Origin of the sequence: Lysinibacillus pakistanensis (genome assembly GCF_030123245.1) — a bacterium.
Classification (GTDB): domain Bacteria; phylum Bacillota; class Bacilli; order Bacillales_A; family Planococcaceae; genus Lysinibacillus; species Lysinibacillus pakistanensis.
In genome coordinates this window covers 2,995,990-3,011,918 of the sequence record NZ_CP126101.1, presented here as the reverse complement: position 1 = coordinate 3,011,918, position 15,929 = coordinate 2,995,990, and the positions used below count along the sequence as shown (strand labels likewise).

The window sequence follows — 15,929 nt, the reverse complement described above, 5'->3', positions numbered from 1 at the left end:
TGAAATAGGCACCTTGATCAAAAATGTTGCTTTTATTGTTACTGCTTTTTTAAAGTTCCAGAAAAATTAGTGTCTTCATCATGTGCTGCCCGACAATCCACTTCGGTTATTTTTAAGGCGTTAGTAAGTCTCTCAAATTCAATAACACAGCGATTGCCAGCAGATGATTTGTTCATTACTGCTTTATTACTTGTAGTAATTGTCGCGGTTCCATCGACACTTCCGGCAGCAGTTCCATCATTCGCAGTGATGAAAATATTAAAGCTGTTGCTTGTTGCATTGGAAATAATGGCTTCACGGCGGTTAAAATCAGTCGCACCTTTTCCCCATTTATAGCTATAGAAATAGGTACCTTCCCAGGCGCTTTTCGTAGGTGTTGTAAGACGCATTGTTGGATCAAGCTGATTTTGACCGTTTTTAGCACGTACATTTAACGAAGCATTACTAGTATTTTCATAAATAGCTTGTGCATCCTGAGAAATTTCATAAAAATTTCTTTCATCCATTCGATGAAGTATTATCACGACTTGAGCACGTGTTAATTTATTTGTTACGCCGAAAAACTTTTGTAAATTACGATTTTCATACTGTGGATTTTGACCAGTAGAAATGTAATAATCAAGTAAAAACTGGATGGATTGATCTAATCCACTTTTGCCTTTAGCCAAATGTGTAATCGCTTGAGCAACCACGCCCCGCTTGATGGAAGCTGCCCGAATATTATTATCTAAATAGCCGTTTAATGGCACACCATAGCTTGCCAGACGGTTGTAATATTCATCTGACCAGTTGGCAGTAGGGGTTTGTTTTTTTAATTCATCATAGGGTATTTCTAGTTCATAAAAATTAGACAATAATTTGGCGAATTGTTGCTCAGTAATCGTTTCATTAGGCTTAAAAGTGCCATCTGAATAGCCATTTACAATATCGTATTCCTCAGCCCATAAAATAGCATCATAGGCAAAATGATCCTCAGGCACATCTTTAAAGCCTGCAGCCTGTACCTTGTCCCCACTTGCAATAACAAGAAGTGAAAATAGTAAGGTATACACTAATTTTTTCATTAGTCTTTTTCATCCCTTCTAGCTAGATATACTAATAGTTTGCAGGAAATGGATAAAAACTGCAAATTTTTCTAGTCTTAATTTCAAAGTTGAAAGAGGCAGTGAGTCAAGGGATTTCAGTATGAGAGGGGGAGCTTTTAAATGCTACATCGATTCAATCAATACCTACAAAAATGGATGCCTATTTTAACGCCACTTAGCTTAATCATAGGCGTGCTATTTGAAAATATTGGGCACCAGCTGTTATTTTTAGTGCCATGGATATTTGCCTTTATGACATTTGCGGGTAGCTTAAGTATGAATATAGAAGGGATGAAAAGCTTAAAAAAGTATCCAACAGTCATTTTTATAGCCATTGCCTTTCTACACATACTCATGCCAATTTGGACTTACATTGTATCCACAATCATCTTTCATGAGCATTTCCTAACAATTGGCTTTGTCTTAGCGGTTGCGATTCCAACAGGGGTTACAAGCTTTATTTGGGTGAGCATGTGTAGAGGGCATCTTGCGTTATGTCTTGCTATTATTTTAATTGATACAGTTCTATCACCTATCGTCATTCCTGCATTATTACATATTGTTGTGGGGCAATCAATTGAAATAGATACTGCTGGATTGATGTTAGATTTACTTTGGATGATTGTTGTACCATCCCTTGCTGGTGTTGTGTGTAATGAGTTAACGAAAGGGAAAATTGCTGTGACACTAGGGAAAAAATTAGCCCCTTTTTCGAAATTGTGCTTATTTAGCATTGTTATGATTAATAGTAGCGTGATTGCACCTTATATGAAAACAATTAGTTGGGAGCTTTTTAGTATCATTTTGGTCGTCTTTTTACTAGCAGTTTCGGGATATGTCCTATGTTTAGTACTAGGACATTATCTTTGGAAAGATAGTAGTATAATCACGATGTTTGTTTTCACAGGTGGGATGCGTAATATTGCTGTTGGGGTTGTGATTGCTACCACCTATTTTCCAGCTAAAACGGTTATGCCCGTTGTATTTGGAATGCTCTTCCAACAAGTGTTAGCATCATTCTTTAGTCGTGTCATGGAAAGATATCAATTAAAATACGGGGGAACAAAATGCAAAAAACACTTGCTATCCCAAGAAGGGTAGCGAATATTAATGCTGACGCTTACTTTCTTTGTCGAACATATAAGGATATCATTGTTTTGATGGGGAGTTACTGAATTGACGAGAAAACGTGCAGGATTGACTAATAGTTGTGCTAGATAGGAGGCTATTTGTACTTAATAGAATAACTATCGTTAGTTATGAGCAGATTCCACGATATTTAAAAATATGGTTAGTATCTATGGACGGGGCTTAAGAATAACAATCGTGAATGGGATGAAAATGATGAAGATTATGTTTTGTAATATTTCAAGGACTCATCTGTAACATGAATGAATTCTTTTTAGCGTCGTGAAAGTAAAAAGTAAGAGTGTTGCATTTGCAACACTCTTTTCATTCTGTTGAAAAACAAAATCGACTATAGACAAAATGTGAACATTCCAATAAAATCCTCTCATTAATGAAATAAGTGAAGTGAGGGGATTTTTTATGTACGTTACTTACTCCAGAAGAGAGATTGAAGAGAATCGAAAGTTCTACGAGATGATGTACGACCCCTCGCATCAGTTAGTGAAGATGGATCAAGTGATGGACTGGAATTTTGTATCGAAACAATTGGAAGTTTTTTATCCATACAGTATTGGTCGCCCAACAAAAGATCCGATCATGTTGGTGAAAATCTTATTGATTCAGTATTTAGAAGGCTTTCGTTCAGTTCGTTTTACGTGTAAGCAAGTGAAGCAACACGCAACGTATCGCTGGTTTTTAGGCATTTCTCCTACAGAAAAAATTCCAGATCACTCAACCATCTCTAAGTTTCTTTCGCAACGTCTGCAGGGTGTGGCGTTTTGGGAGGAACTTTTTCAACATTGTCTTCTTTCCATTCACGATGAAGGATTTATTGCGAACGAAACATGGGTGGCAGATGAAACGGAATTAAAAGCGAATGCCAATAAACGGGTGCGTAACGTACAGATTGAAGAGAAAATCATAGAAGAAAAAGAGGATGATTTAACGCTTATTAATGAACACCGTGCGCGTCATGGGAAGAAACTTCTTATGACAAAAGAGCCAAAGGTAGAAGAAAAGCGAACAAATAGTAGCCCTGTGGATCCGGAAGCACGTTTGTCTGTTAAACATGATGAACGTGGGCGCTTTGCGTATTTTGAGCACCGTATTGTGGATTCGTTACATAACTTTATCATTGCGACAGATGTCACAGCTGCGAATGTACCAGGGCATCGTAAATTAGTAGGACAAGTGGATCAATTAAAGCAATTATTTGGGCAATACGCGAAGGAAATAGCGCTCGACTCAGGTTACTACAATGCCCCTCTTGCCCGAAGATTGTTTGAAAGGAAATTCTTCGTTTATATGTCTTATCGACGATTCGCAACGAAGGACCACCCGAATTGTCGCCGTTATCAGTTTAAACAGGTGAATGAGAATCTCTATGCCTGTCCATGTGGTGTACCATTTTATTATAAAACAACGAATCGACAGGGCTATCACGAATTCAAACCACCAAAAGGAAGTTGTCAATTCTGCCCTTTTGTAAAAAGGGAAAACGAAGACCGTGTGTTACGAATTTCGATTCACCAAGAAATTTATAATCAATTACGAGGGCAACGCTTGTCGTATCGGGGGAAAATCCTTCGTTCTGTACGTCCAGCCACTGTCGAACTTAGCTTCGCACATAGTAAAGAACTCCACGGTTTACGCTATGCGCGTTACCGTGGAGTCCAAAAAGTAAAAAGACAAGTTTTGATGACAGCCATCATACAAAACTTGAAAAAGTGGACCAAACTCCGCTCACTCAAGCAAATTGGTCTACACCTAACACATGAAATTATAGAAGAATCTGTTTAAAAAAACAAATAGAATCATAAAAATACCATAAAAAATTTGTGGCATTTTCATTGACATAATCTTATTTCAACACTATGAACCCACTTATTAGTGGGTTCTTTTATTTTTGTTAAAATCTGTATGTTTGAAATTTTTATTTTTTATTCTTTTCTGTTGATTTTATAATTATTAAGCTAACAATACTAATAACTGCAATTCCATACATAATAGTTTTCTTGCCTTCGCCCCAAGTATTCACCATTGATATGAGAATTATTAGTAGTAATAAAAAGTAAAATAAGTAACTACGCATTTGTTAAACTCCTATTTTTCTTAAATAAAAAAGTGGAATTAATAAATTTCCACTTTTAACCACGTCATGTTAAGCTAAATTCTTCAAAGCATTTTCATTAAAGAAGTATTTTTCATCGTCATATTTATTATTTTCGTATGAAAATAAAGATCCGCAAGCTCCTATGATAGCACTTATACTAAAGAAATCCATAAATAATTGTTTTGATCCGGCAGATAACTTACTAGCAACAGAAAAATCTTCTAGAGCTTGGCCTAGAGCTTCTTTTTGGCTATAGTTTTTGTCTTTACGATAATATTTATAATTTGTAAGAACTTGTTGCATTACTTTCGTGGCACCACCAAGAGTGTCCAATAATTTGTGAACTTTAAGGATTTTTGTTACAGGGATAAGACCTCCAAGAGCTCCAATACATCCAGCTATATCTGTAAATGAAAACGAGTAAGCTGAAATTTGAACTTCATTTCCACCAAATGTAGAACCGAAGTTTAAATATTCGCCTTCAGCTGTGATTGTTAAACCAGAATGGTTTGATAACCATTCTGCGACTTCTTCAGCACTTTGCTTTTCAGCTGGTAGTTGCTCAATTGCATGCATTAATTTATAAAACTCACTATCTTTATTAAATCCTAATTCATTTAAATATACTTCTTCTTCATTTGTTAGTTCAATTGCTTGAGCAGAAGTAGCTGACATAGTTATTCCACCAATTAATAATGCAGAACAGCTAAATGTTGTGAATAATTTTTTGAATAAACTAGTATGAATCAATATTTTTCTCCTCTTTCTACAAATTATATATTGGTAAAAATGGTATTACAAAACTATTTTACCAATATATATAAGATATCATTAAACTTAAGAATATGGAAGCATTTGGATGAATTATTGAAAATTCCCTATATTCTGTCTTATTGGATTTTACGAAGTGAAATCGGGATTCTTATGCAAGGTTTTATACACTCTGTAACTGTTGTTCCTATCGAAAAAGGCTGTCAAATCAACCATGTATAAAATCTTGTATATACAATAAGTTGTTTTGTAATGGAAAAGGTAGTAACGACAAGGGTTTATCCGTTGTCATTACTGCCTAATTCTGATGTTATGTAAAGTCAAAATGTATGTGGATGTATAAGGTTGAGCAAAGAAAAGTCCCCAAACGACGCTTTGGGGATGTTTGTATATTAACTTCAACGTAGAATATGTCGAGTTAGTGCTCTTCATATCTCGGTCGTACCAAGAGCTGAGGGCTTGAAAAAGAGTAGGCACATAAATTTATGTGCCTACTCTTTTTATGGTTTATATACAAATCTTAATGTTTGTTTTGTGTAATAAATATAAGTAATTACTGATAAACTTGGCGCAACACCACTTGCATATACAGTTACTACATAAGCATGGTCACCTGTAAGAGCTGCTTCTGCTAGTTTTGTAGGCCCATGGTTAAATGCTTTGGCAACTGCTATTGAGACACCCCCGCCTGTAGGTATTGCAGCAGCTTCAATTATATCAAGAATAGCCATCTGTAGGCTTTGTCTATCTTTCATTTGGTTTAAAATTGTATTACTTAAATAGCCCTGATGTTTAATAGGCTTATCTACTTCAATTTCTGTGTAACCATTAAATGGTTCAATAAGGGTATCATTCAAAGAATTTAAACTTAAGTTATTATCCAAATCAACTTCAATTACTGTATGAGTAATATTTTCTTCAACATAGGAATTTTCTTCAGCGTTGGAATTTTCCGAAAAATAAATTACACTTAATAAAAAGATGGTAACGAAAGAAGTTAAAAATTTTAAATAGTTACTAGTTTTAACAGTCATATACTTTTCCCCCAGTCCTTTTTTACGATATATCCATAATTAACATTATTAATGAAAAAATGTAAATGGAAAGGAGGCTAGAATCTTATGAAATTATATTTGATGATTATGTTTTGGAGTTCAATTTTGGTGTTAGCTATTCTAATTATTAAAGATTATCAAAATAATGTTAATCCGTTTACCGAACCTCTCACTGCTCTTGTGTATTTAATAATTATTTTTTGGATTATATTTTTTTCTATAATGTATTTCACAAAGTATAAGAAAATTAAAATGGATTAGAAGTTGCTACTCTTACTCTTTTTTATTTATTCCCTTTCTTCTAGCCAACTGTAGAAGGCTGATAGAATATCGCTGTTTTTTTAGTAAATATAATATAAATTTCAAATAAAAAACGTTCCCAAATGAAAGTTTGGAAACACACGAAAAAGCCACAAATGTTGTACCATCAACGTTTCGTGGCTTTTTGTATGAACATTGTTTATACACCTTTTTATACATGTGGCGTAAACGTTGATGTAGCAGTGTTTTTACTTGTTTGGTTTGTTCTTTACTTTGCATAAAATCGTGTATATCTCTTAACGTTGTAAATCTGCATAAATCTGACGAGACCCCATAAAGGGCTTTAATACTTTTAAACGGTTTTAAAGAATTATAAAAGGGCCTTAACTAAGGGATAAAAAATAAAACGCCTCTTTTAAGCTTCTGATAGCGTTTAAGATGATTTTTGACAGTAGGATAGCAAAAAAACCGCCTAAAAAACAGGCGATTTTTTTGAAACGTTATTTGGCGTCGTAAATGTAGTTATGTAAACCTAAAATGTATGGAATTGTATAATTTTCAAGGATATAATCACTATCATTACATCTGGTTTATTAAAAAATCTAAAATATAACCTAAAAACATTACTATAAAAAAACTAAAGAATGTTATGGTGTTCCCTATAATCAAAATTTTAGATTTAACACTCACGGATAAGAGAATACCAATCCCGGAAAAAACAAACGTGAAAATCCATAAAAATGATGCTTTTTGAAACACAATATTAGGTACCCAAAGTAATAAAGAAATAATTATCGTACTTACAGCTGAAACCTTAATAAATTTAACCATACATGTCCTCCCTTGCTATTAGAACGGGTTACATAAGGTGTTATTAAAATATGTTTTTAGTGCAGTAGCAGCAATTTTTTCTTTAAGTCCCATTCTATGAAAATTATTTTCTATATAAGCAACAAGTGCCCAATCACAAGAACAGGTAAAATAACCTTCATCCTCATAACACTTATCATGTATCTGACAACCTCTATCTAGTACATCTTGTGGAGTACCAGAACCATATCCAGGACCACACCAATTCCCCCAAATAGGTATACTTATTTTAGCTGCCATAGTGTTTGTTTGATCATTATTAGAGTAACTACTACTAATCTGATTCACCATAAGACCAATTTCCATATATTCCTCTGTTAAACCATCTGTTTCTACTTTTTCAATATCAATAAACGGTTTTCCATCTTCATAATAAATATAAGCCCCTAACTGTTCATCAGCATTTAAAAGTTCTTCATCTGTCAAAGATGACTCTTCCCCTGTTGTTGCAAAAGCTTTTGTATCTCCCCCCAAAAAAACTGAAGAAATTAAAATTAACATTGCAACAAATAATGAAAAAAATTTTTTCATCTAACTTTACTCCCTTCTAACACTTTATTAGGTATTAATACCAATATTATACTATTTAACCATGATTTTATACTTTTATGTAATTAACTGATTATTTGAAATTTTCTGGTGTTACATTAGCTGAAAGTTGGCAATACTCAAAGCGCATTTTTCCCCATTCTGCATAAAGAGAGAAGATGCGCTATTTCAATGGATTAATTTTTTTCTACAAATAAAGTTATTAGTCAGCTAATATAAACTAATATATTAGAAACTATTAAGGGAGTGAATAGTATAGTGAAGCTGACAAAAGATAACAAAGTTACAGATCTGATTGCCAGTAAAATACCATTAAAAGAACTTAGGAAAATTCTAAGTACACGTGATACGACAATACGAGAAGTATTTAATTCATTAGGATACTTTTATAATAAATCACAACATGAATGGCAGCGTGACATCAATTATCCTGATAAGGACATGACGTTTAATGAAGCATTGGAACAGTTAAAAGCAGCAACATCTAAGCAAACTCCTAAAGTGAATAAAAAACTAATAGTCAGCGAAATATAGAAGTTTTGAATGCCATTGGCCTGTCAGACACTGAGTTTCACGTGTTAAAAAAGATGATTCAAGAGCGAATTCAACAAGAGGATCCACATGACCAGTTACCAATTTTCAATGAGATTGCAAAGTTAAATACGCGAAGTAGGAAGAATAAAACGTATTATATTTCAGAGGAGTTAGTGGCAGAAGTAGATCGTGTCGCAGATGAATTGAACATCAAAAAGTCGCAGCTAGTAGAGGTTGCGCTGCTAGAATTTTTTAAGCGTCATGGTTCTATTAAATAAACTAATAGAAACTAATAGTCATAGAATATATTTACAAGTTACTAACTTTAGCGTATGGTAGGAATAACTAAACCGAACGTAAAAAAGCCATCCCACAGTGACTAATAAAGTGTTGGTAGCACTTTATTAATCGCCTTATCGTATCTCGTACATACGATGCAGCTTGTCGTGAAATGACTGTTTTTAACTGTTAGAACGATACATAGTATATTTGTTCGCTTTTCTTCTACCTTTGGCTCTTTTGTCATAAGAAGTTTCTTCCCATGACGCGCACGGTGTTCATTAATAAGCGTTAAATCATCCTCTTTTTCTTCTATGATTTTCTCTTCAATCTGTACGTTACGCACCCGTTTATTGGCATTCGCTTTTAATTCCGTTTCATCTGCCACCCATGTTTCGTTCGCAATAAATCCTTCATCGTGAATGGAAAGAAGACAATGTTGAAAAAGTTCCTCCCAAAACGCCACACCCTGCAGACGTTGCGAAAGAAACTTAGAGATGGTTGAGTGATCTGGAATTTTTTCTGTAGGAGAAATGCCTAAAAACCAGCGATACGTTGCGTGTTGCTTCACTTGCTTACACGTAAAACGAACTGAACGAAAGCCTTCTAAATACTGAATCAATAAGATTTTCACCAACATGATCGGATCTTTTGTTGGGCGACCAATACTGTATGGATAAAAAACTTCCAATTGTTTCGATACAAAATTCCAGTCCATCACTTGATCCATCTTCACTAACTGATGCGAGGGGTCGTACATCATCTCGTAGAACTTTCGATTCTCTTCAATCTCTCTTCTGGAGTATGTAACGTACATAAAAAATCCCCTCACTTCACTTATTTCATTAATGAGAGAATTTTATTGGAATGTTCACATTTTGTCTATAGACGATTTTGTTTTTCAACAGAATGAAACACCACTATTTTGGTAAAAAAATAGTGGTGTTTTTGTGTTGGACATTCACCTAGTCTAAGTTATTTATCCTAGCGAAAAAAAATTTTTTAAAAAAATTTTCATAAAAGAGTTGAATTTTTTTTATATTAAGCATATATTTTTCCTAAGGGAAACAAAATATCGTTCGAGAAAGAAGAGTGACTGAATGAAAGAGTTAGATGATTTAAAGCTAACGATCCTTCCGTTGAGCATTTTACTAATTCTTACACTTTTATGGGAACTAACAGAGTCTGTTGGAGCGGGAATAATGATAATTGTTTTCTGGATAGGCTGGCGTCGGCTTATAAGAAAATTATTATAAATAAGGCATCGATGATACTACTATATGACAGCAGCTGCTTAAGCGGACATAACGAAGTAGTGGAAACAAGTTAATGTCCGCTTCAAATAATCTATAGCAAGGATCATCATGTCTGAATATAAAGAAAGAAGAGGTATTTATACATGAAACGTTTTTTGGGTGTAGTTGTTTTTTCACTCTCACTTCTACTTTTTGGTTGTTCTACTGATACAACTAAAGAGGATAGGGAAGGGGTCGTTGTTGCAACAACCGGGCAAATTGCGGATGCCATTAAAGCAATCAGTGGGGGTCACTTACAGGTTTCAGCATTAATGGGACCGGGTGTTGATCCACATTTATACAAAGCAACGCAAAGTGATTTATCGAAACTGGATAAGGCAGAAGTTATTTTTTATAATGGCTTACATTTAGAGGGACAAATGTTGGATATTTTTGAGCAGATGTCAAAAAGCAAATCTGTACTTGCCGTTGGAGAAACATTAAATAAGTCGGATTTACTAGCAAGTGATGATGATGCTATGTTACATGATCCTCATATTTGGTTTGATATCGAGCTTTGGAAGGGAGTCGTTCAGGCGATTGGCACTAAGCTTCAGGAGGAATATCCAGAATTTAAAGATGATTTTGTAGCAAATGAGAAAGAGTATTTAAAACAACTTGATGAATTACAAGTGTATGCAAAGAATAGAGTAAATGAAATTCCGGAAAAACAACGTATTTTAGTAACAGCACATGATGCTTTTAATTATTTTGGAAGAAGCCAGGGATTTGATGTGCTAGGTTTGCAGGGACTAAGCACTGATTCCGAATATGGTGTAAAGGATGTACAGGAAATGGTGAATTTTTTAGTAGCCAATAAAATTAAAGCCATTTTTATCGAATCAAGTGTCTCCGATAAAGCCATGAAAGCAGTAATTGAAGGGGCAAAGGAAAAAGGGCACGACATTGTTATTGGAGGAGAATTATTCTCAGATGCAATGGGGGCAGAAGGAACAAAGGAAGGTACATATATCGGTATGTATCAACATAACATCGACACAATTGTCGATGCATTAAAGTAGGTGAAGAATATGTATGCATTAACAGTAGAAAATCTTTCAGTAGCTTATGATAAAAAAACAGTTTTAGAAAATGCTAGTGTTTCAGTTCCAACTGGCCATTTGTCTGCAATTATTGGTCCGAATGGAGCGGGAAAGTCAACCTTTTTAAAGGCAATCTTAAATCAACTACCAAATAAGGTAGGGAGAGTTGAGATACTCGGTAAGGTTTTTGAGCCGAAAAGCTTAGTGGTTGGCTATGTTCCTCAGCGCAATGCAGTAGATTGGGATTTCCCTACAAATGCACTGGATATTGTGCTGATGGGACGTTATGGTCATACGGGATTATTTAGAAGACCATCTAAAAAGGATAAAATTTTGGCGCAGCAAGCTCTTGCAAGTGTAGGGATGGAGGACTTCGCTGATCGTTCCATTGGTCAACTTTCTGGTGGACAGCAGCAGCGGGTATTTTTAGCACGAGCACTTGCCCAAAACGCAGATATCTATTTTTTAGATGAACCATTTGCTGGAGTCGATGCCGCAACGGAAAAAACGATAATTGATATTTTAAAAGATTTAAAGGCACAGGGTAAAAGTATTTTTGTCGTCCATCATGACTTACAAACAGTTAAAGACTATTTTGATTATACAATTCTTTTAAATAAAACGATTTTAGCATCCGGTGCAACGGAAGAAGTTTTTACACCAGCGCAATTACAAAAAACATATGGTGGTAAACTTTTCATGATGCAGAATGTGTAAGGAGGGGACAATATGTTAAGTGGTAACTTATTGTGGGTACTTAGTGGAACCATGCTACTCGGGATAGCAGCTGGTATAACGGGCACTTTTTCCTTCTTACAAAAACAAAGCTTAGTTGGCGATGCTGCGGCACATGCAGCTCTACCAGGGATTGCACTCGCATTTTTGTTAACTGGACAAAAGGAATTACCAATCTTAATGCTTGGTGCAGGAATCACATCTGCTTTATCCGTGTATTGTATACAGTGGATTGTTTCTTTTTCAAAATTGAAGGCAGATGCAGCAATAGGCTTAGTATTAACTGTATTTTTTGGTATTGGCGTTGTCTTTTTAACGGTAGTTAATCGCAGCCCTTTAGGTAATCAAAGTGGGCTGAACAATTTTATTTTTGGTAAGGCAGCAACAATGACAAAGGCAGATTTAATGTGGCTTTTTATTAGTGCTACAATTATTATTTTAGTCAGTCTCCTACTCTATAAAGAGTGGAAGCTACTAATCTTTGATCCAGTGTATGCCAAAGGTATTGGTTTACCTATTGAAGCATTAAAGGCAACTCTTACCGTTTTAATTGTTATGACGATCGTAACAGGTATACAGGCAGTAGGTGTTATACTCATGTCAGCATTATTAATTATTCCTGCTGCAAGTGCAAAATTATGGACGAAAAAATTGAGTTCCATGCTTATGCTAAGTGCCATTATTGGTGGGGTATCAGGCATTACGGGAACCTTTATTAGTGCTATGCGCACCGGCTTATCAACTGGACCAATTATTGTATTAGTAGCGGCTGCTATATTCTTTCTTTCTTATTTCATTAGTCCATCTGGTCAAATTAGTAAATATCGTAGAAAAATGCAGTTTCGAAAGCAAGGTGAGCTAGGATGATAGAATTTTGGGTTGTTTTAACTGGCATTTTAGTTGGTATTACCTGTGGAATTGCAGGGGTTTTTCTAATCTTGCGTAGAATGTCAATGATTGCTGATGCGATTAGCCATACCGTATTGTTTGGTATTGTAATGGCGTATATTATTACCCAAACATTAAATGGTTTTTGGATGCTAGTCGGTGCAGCGGTTGCAGGGATTTTAACAGCCTACCTAGTGCAATTGCTACATTCTTCAGGTATACAGGAGGACGCAGCCATTGGTGTGGTCTTTACGTCCTTGTTTGCAGCCGGTGTGCTCCTCATTACTTTATTTGCGGGTAATGTCCATTTAGATGTGGAGCACGTATTAATGGGAGAAATAGCTTTTGTTCCTTGGGATAGATGGACATTTCTTTCCATCACATTGCCAAAGGCTGTATGGATGCTATTGCTTGTGCTCCTCATTAACATAGGGTTCCTTCTATTATTCTTTAAGGAAATGAAGCTCACTACCTTTGACCCTGTATATGCTGCCTCCATTGGTGTTCCCGTACTGTTTCTGCATTATGGGTTTATGACATCAATCTCCTTTACAACGGTAGCAGCCTTTGATAGTGTTGGTGCTATTTTAGTTGTTGCTATGCTAATTGGACCTGCAGCTACTTCCTATTTAATAAGTAAATCAATTAAGCAAATGTTTTTATATAGCATGGCTTTTGGTGCTGCCGCAGCAGTTATAGGCTATTATTTGGCAAAGTTTTGGGATACGTCCATTGCAGGGATGATGGCGACTATAGTAGGTGTTCTATTTGTGATAACATTAATCAGTCAAAAAATCATCGATCAACGTAGAAAAGCGCTTGTAAGTAAATTAGAAGTATAAAAGAATCATATTAAAGGAATCGAGCAATCATTCTCGATTCCTTTTACTATTTTTCTTTTATTCTCATTTTATTCAGCTTACATTTAGTTTACATGAGGCTAGATCCATTACGTAGAAAATTGACTTTAGGTTAGCCAGCCCCGTTTTTTAGAATTAAAATATTTAAAAATTTATATATTTCTATATACGAACTATTTTCATTTTGTTAAGATGAGTGATATTAATTGAATCGAATATAGAACAACAGGGGAGATACAGCATGTGGCGCAATCGGAATGTATGGATTATTTTACTAGGTGAATTTGTCGTCGGTCTTGGCCTGTGGGCAGGCATCATTGGAAATCTCGCTTTTATGCAAGAGGTTGTACCTTCGGATTTTCACAAATCTTTAATTATTTCTTGTGGTATATTAGCAGGTTTAGTAGTTGGTCCATTGGCTGGACGCATTATTGATCGATCGAGGAAGAAAACCGTTGTACAGCAGGCAAGTGTTGCACGAATCATTAGTGTCCTTTTTATGTTTATAGCACTCTACACAAATTCGGTAATTTGGATGATTCTTTTTTTAATTACCTTGCAAATTGCGGCAGCCTTTTATATGCCTGCCCTTCAATCAATTATTCCGATGATTGTTAAGGATAAAGATTTAATGGCCTTAAATGCATGGCAAATGAATGCTCGGACAATTTCGAGAATTATTGGTACTGCTGCCGCAGGATTTATGTTAAGCTTCTTTGAGCTGAAATGGTTATATATTATTTCATTTATTGTCTATATTATTATGTTTATTATTACGAGTTTCCTACAGTTAGATGAAACAGAAAATCCATCTTTAATGAATAAGGAAAAGGGCAACTTCAAAGAGGTTCTACCAATGGTAAAGGAGCATCCTATCGTCTTGATGACTCTTGTCCTAATGCTTATTCCAACGTTATTTTTAGGCTCCTTTAATTTAGTCATTATGAAGATTTCCGAAATTCATCAGTCAACGACTATCTCAGGATTATTATATACAGTTGAAGGCATCGGTTTCATGGTGGGAGCAGCTGGCTTGAAAATGATAGCAGAACGAGTGAAAATAGGGACCTTGCTCTTCACTTTAGCATTTATTATTGGTTCAATGGAGCTCATGCTTTTATTATCAGATATAAAATTCTTTGCACTCCTGACATTTGGCGTTTTTGGATTTTCAGTAGGATGCTTTTTCCCAACTACTATGGTCATTTTTCAAAAGCAAGTACCTAAAGATTTCCACGGTCGATTTTTCTCCTTCCGTAATATGATTGATTCTGTAATCTTTCAGGTTGTCCTGTTATCAACAGGTATGATGCTTGATTTAATTGGACTAAGTGGGATGGGGCTTGTTTTTGGGGTTATAAGCTTGAGCCTAACGATTTCTTTTTTACTCTATTCAAGGAAAAAAAATGTTGTGATGCAGGTACAATAGTGAAGAATAGTAAGAGTCCATTTTGAGTTTGTGTCAAAATGGACTCTATTTTTATAGGCAAAGAGAGCCTACCTAACCCTTATTCAAAGACAATCATTTCTCCAACTTCTTTAAATCCGAAGCGTTTATAAATATTTTTTCCATCCTCTGATGCCTGTAAGACTACTGGCTTTTGTTTATCGATTGTTTGATTGAGTAGAAATTGAAACATCTCACTGCCATAGCCCTTGCCTCTAAACGTTTCTTTTGTCATCACATCATAAATACCGTAGCTATCGTTATCTTCGATTAATAAACCCGTAGCTACAGGCATTTCCATTATACAACCAATAAACATTCGAGCGTTTGATGCTAATTTTTCCTGTGAGAATTTATGAAAATAAATTTCCAGCGCATTTCTTTCTGGTGTGCCTTCAAATAAACTTAGAAAAACCTCTTTATATTGAAGAAGCCCTTCCTTATTGCTTACTTGTGTAATGTTAAGATGATTGGAAATTCGTTGACCAGTATGAAGTGTATGGTCAAGCTTCATCATAATATTTCGTTCAGCTTCCTTTAAATTATGTTCCTTTATCAATTGTAGCCAGTCATTGCTTAGATTATTAGCATCCACCCACGTACTAAAAGGAAACTTTTTTACAAGAAAATGATTGATTGCTTGTTTCATATGGTTTTCGTTGCGAACCGTAGGGGATTTTGCCAATAACATATTAAATGTATCAGTAGGAATCTCTGTGTTGGCTATTACATAGTTAGCTTCCTTTATCAATTCTCCAGAAACTGCATGAGTAAATAGCTTTAGTTTTTCCTCTAAATTACTTATCACTAATTGTTGACTTGTTTTCATATTTTTCAACCTTCCACTTTTTAGTAGTGCGCACTATATTTTATTATAAAGTCAATGAAAGATAAAAAATACAGAGTTCACTGTTTTTATATCCTCCCATAATTTTCTGAAAATATGTTTAATAATTGTTCCTTTCATTTATTAATTTAAGTCAACTGAAGCCCTTCCATGTTTGACAAAAGGTTGT

General features: G+C 35.0%; 17 protein-coding genes. 9 read left to right on the top strand and 8 right to left on the bottom strand.

Features of this window, described 5'->3' with window-relative positions; all coding sequences use genetic code 11:
* Nucleotides 1–38: 38 nt before the first annotated feature.
* Nucleotides 39–1,064 (bottom strand): S-layer homology domain-containing protein, encoded by a 1,026-nt coding sequence (locus tag QNH24_RS14900; RefSeq protein WP_283868358.1) that lies wholly within the window; start codon nt 1,062–1,064, stop codon nt 39–41.
* A 141-nt stretch (nt 1,065–1,205) separates the two neighbouring features.
* Here QNH24_RS14900 and QNH24_RS14895 point away from each other — a divergent pair, with 141 nt between their 5' ends.
* Nucleotides 1,206–2,186 (top strand): bile acid:sodium symporter family protein, encoded by a 981-nt coding sequence (locus QNH24_RS14895; RefSeq protein WP_283868357.1) that lies wholly within the window; start codon nt 1,206–1,208, stop codon nt 2,184–2,186.
* 447 nt (nt 2,187–2,633) lie between these two features.
* Nucleotides 2,634–4,013 (top strand): IS1182 family transposase, encoded by a 1,380-nt coding sequence (locus QNH24_RS14890; RefSeq protein ID WP_283868356.1) that lies wholly within the window; start codon nt 2,634–2,636, stop codon nt 4,011–4,013.
* 133 nt (nt 4,014–4,146) lie between these two features.
* Here the strand turns inward: QNH24_RS14890 and QNH24_RS14885 are convergent, their stop codons facing one another.
* From QNH24_RS14885 to QNH24_RS14865, 5 genes are all read right to left on the bottom strand, one after another.
* Nucleotides 4,147–4,305 (bottom strand): hypothetical protein, encoded by a 159-nt coding sequence (locus tag QNH24_RS14885; RefSeq protein WP_283868355.1) that lies wholly within the window; start codon nt 4,303–4,305, stop codon nt 4,147–4,149.
* A 69-nt stretch (nt 4,306–4,374) separates the two neighbouring features.
* Nucleotides 4,375–5,076 carry a hypothetical protein gene (locus QNH24_RS14880; RefSeq protein WP_283868354.1) on the bottom strand — a complete coding sequence of 234 codons (702 nt, stop codon included), beginning with the start codon at nt 5,074–5,076 and terminating at the stop codon, nt 4,375–4,377.
* A 521-nt stretch (nt 5,077–5,597) separates the two neighbouring features.
* Entirely contained in the window at nt 5,598–6,131 is a 534-nt protein-coding gene (locus tag QNH24_RS14875; RefSeq protein WP_283868353.1) for a hypothetical protein, read from the bottom strand.
* Nucleotides 6,132–6,992: 861 nt separating this feature from the next.
* Entirely contained in the window at nt 6,993–7,244 is a 252-nt protein-coding gene (locus tag QNH24_RS14870) for a hypothetical protein (RefSeq protein WP_283868352.1), read from the bottom strand.
* Between the two features lie 18 nt (nt 7,245–7,262).
* Nucleotides 7,263–7,814, bottom strand: a complete 552-nt coding sequence (locus QNH24_RS14865) for a phospholipase A2 family protein (protein ID WP_283868351.1) — start codon at nt 7,812–7,814, stop codon at nt 7,263–7,265.
* Nucleotides 7,815–8,090: 276 nt separating this feature from the next.
* Between QNH24_RS14865 and QNH24_RS14860 the strand changes: the two genes are divergently transcribed.
* Entirely contained in the window at nt 8,091–8,366 is a 276-nt protein-coding gene (locus tag QNH24_RS14860) for a hypothetical protein (RefSeq protein WP_283868350.1), read from the top strand.
* A 53-nt stretch (nt 8,367–8,419) separates the two neighbouring features.
* Nucleotides 8,420–8,644 (top strand): hypothetical protein, encoded by a 225-nt coding sequence (locus tag QNH24_RS14855; protein ID WP_283868349.1) that lies wholly within the window; start codon nt 8,420–8,422, stop codon nt 8,642–8,644.
* A gap of 101 nt (nt 8,645–8,745) precedes the next feature.
* On the opposite strand, the gene QNH24_RS14850 is transcribed toward QNH24_RS14855, so the two are convergent.
* Entirely contained in the window at nt 8,746–9,462 is a 717-nt protein-coding gene (locus QNH24_RS14850) for a transposase (protein ID WP_283868348.1), read from the bottom strand.
* Nucleotides 9,463–10,044: 582 nt separating this feature from the next.
* On the opposite strand from QNH24_RS14850, the gene QNH24_RS14845 reads away from it, so the two are divergent.
* The 5 genes from QNH24_RS14845 to QNH24_RS14825 all read left to right on the top strand — a co-directional run bounded on the left by QNH24_RS14845 (nt 10,045) and on the right by QNH24_RS14825 (nt 14,895).
* Nucleotides 10,045–10,962, top strand: a complete 918-nt coding sequence (locus QNH24_RS14845) for a metal ABC transporter solute-binding protein, Zn/Mn family (RefSeq protein ID WP_283868347.1) — start codon at nt 10,045–10,047, stop codon at nt 10,960–10,962.
* A 9-nt stretch (nt 10,963–10,971) separates the two neighbouring features.
* Nucleotides 10,972–11,700, top strand: a complete 729-nt coding sequence (locus QNH24_RS14840) for a metal ABC transporter ATP-binding protein (RefSeq protein WP_283868346.1) — start codon at nt 10,972–10,974, stop codon at nt 11,698–11,700.
* Between the two features lie 12 nt (nt 11,701–11,712).
* Nucleotides 11,713–12,585 (top strand): metal ABC transporter permease, encoded by an 873-nt coding sequence (locus QNH24_RS14835; RefSeq protein WP_283868345.1) that lies wholly within the window; start codon nt 11,713–11,715, stop codon nt 12,583–12,585.
* A complete protein-coding gene (locus tag QNH24_RS14830) occupies nt 12,582–13,448 on the top strand; it encodes a metal ABC transporter permease (RefSeq protein ID WP_283868344.1) in 867 nt (288 codons plus the stop codon). Before QNH24_RS14835 ends, QNH24_RS14830 begins: the two co-directional genes overlap by 4 nt.
* Nucleotides 13,449–13,707: 259 nt before the next feature.
* Entirely contained in the window at nt 13,708–14,895 is a 1,188-nt protein-coding gene (locus tag QNH24_RS14825; RefSeq protein WP_283868343.1) for an MFS transporter, read from the top strand.
* A gap of 79 nt (nt 14,896–14,974) precedes the next feature.
* Here QNH24_RS14825 and QNH24_RS14820 read toward each other — a convergent pair whose 3' ends face one another.
* On the bottom strand, nt 14,975–15,742 hold the full coding sequence (locus tag QNH24_RS14820) for a GNAT family N-acetyltransferase (protein WP_283868342.1): 768 nt from the start codon (nt 15,740–15,742) through the stop codon (nt 14,975–14,977).
* Nucleotides 15,743–15,929: the final 187 nt, after the last annotated feature.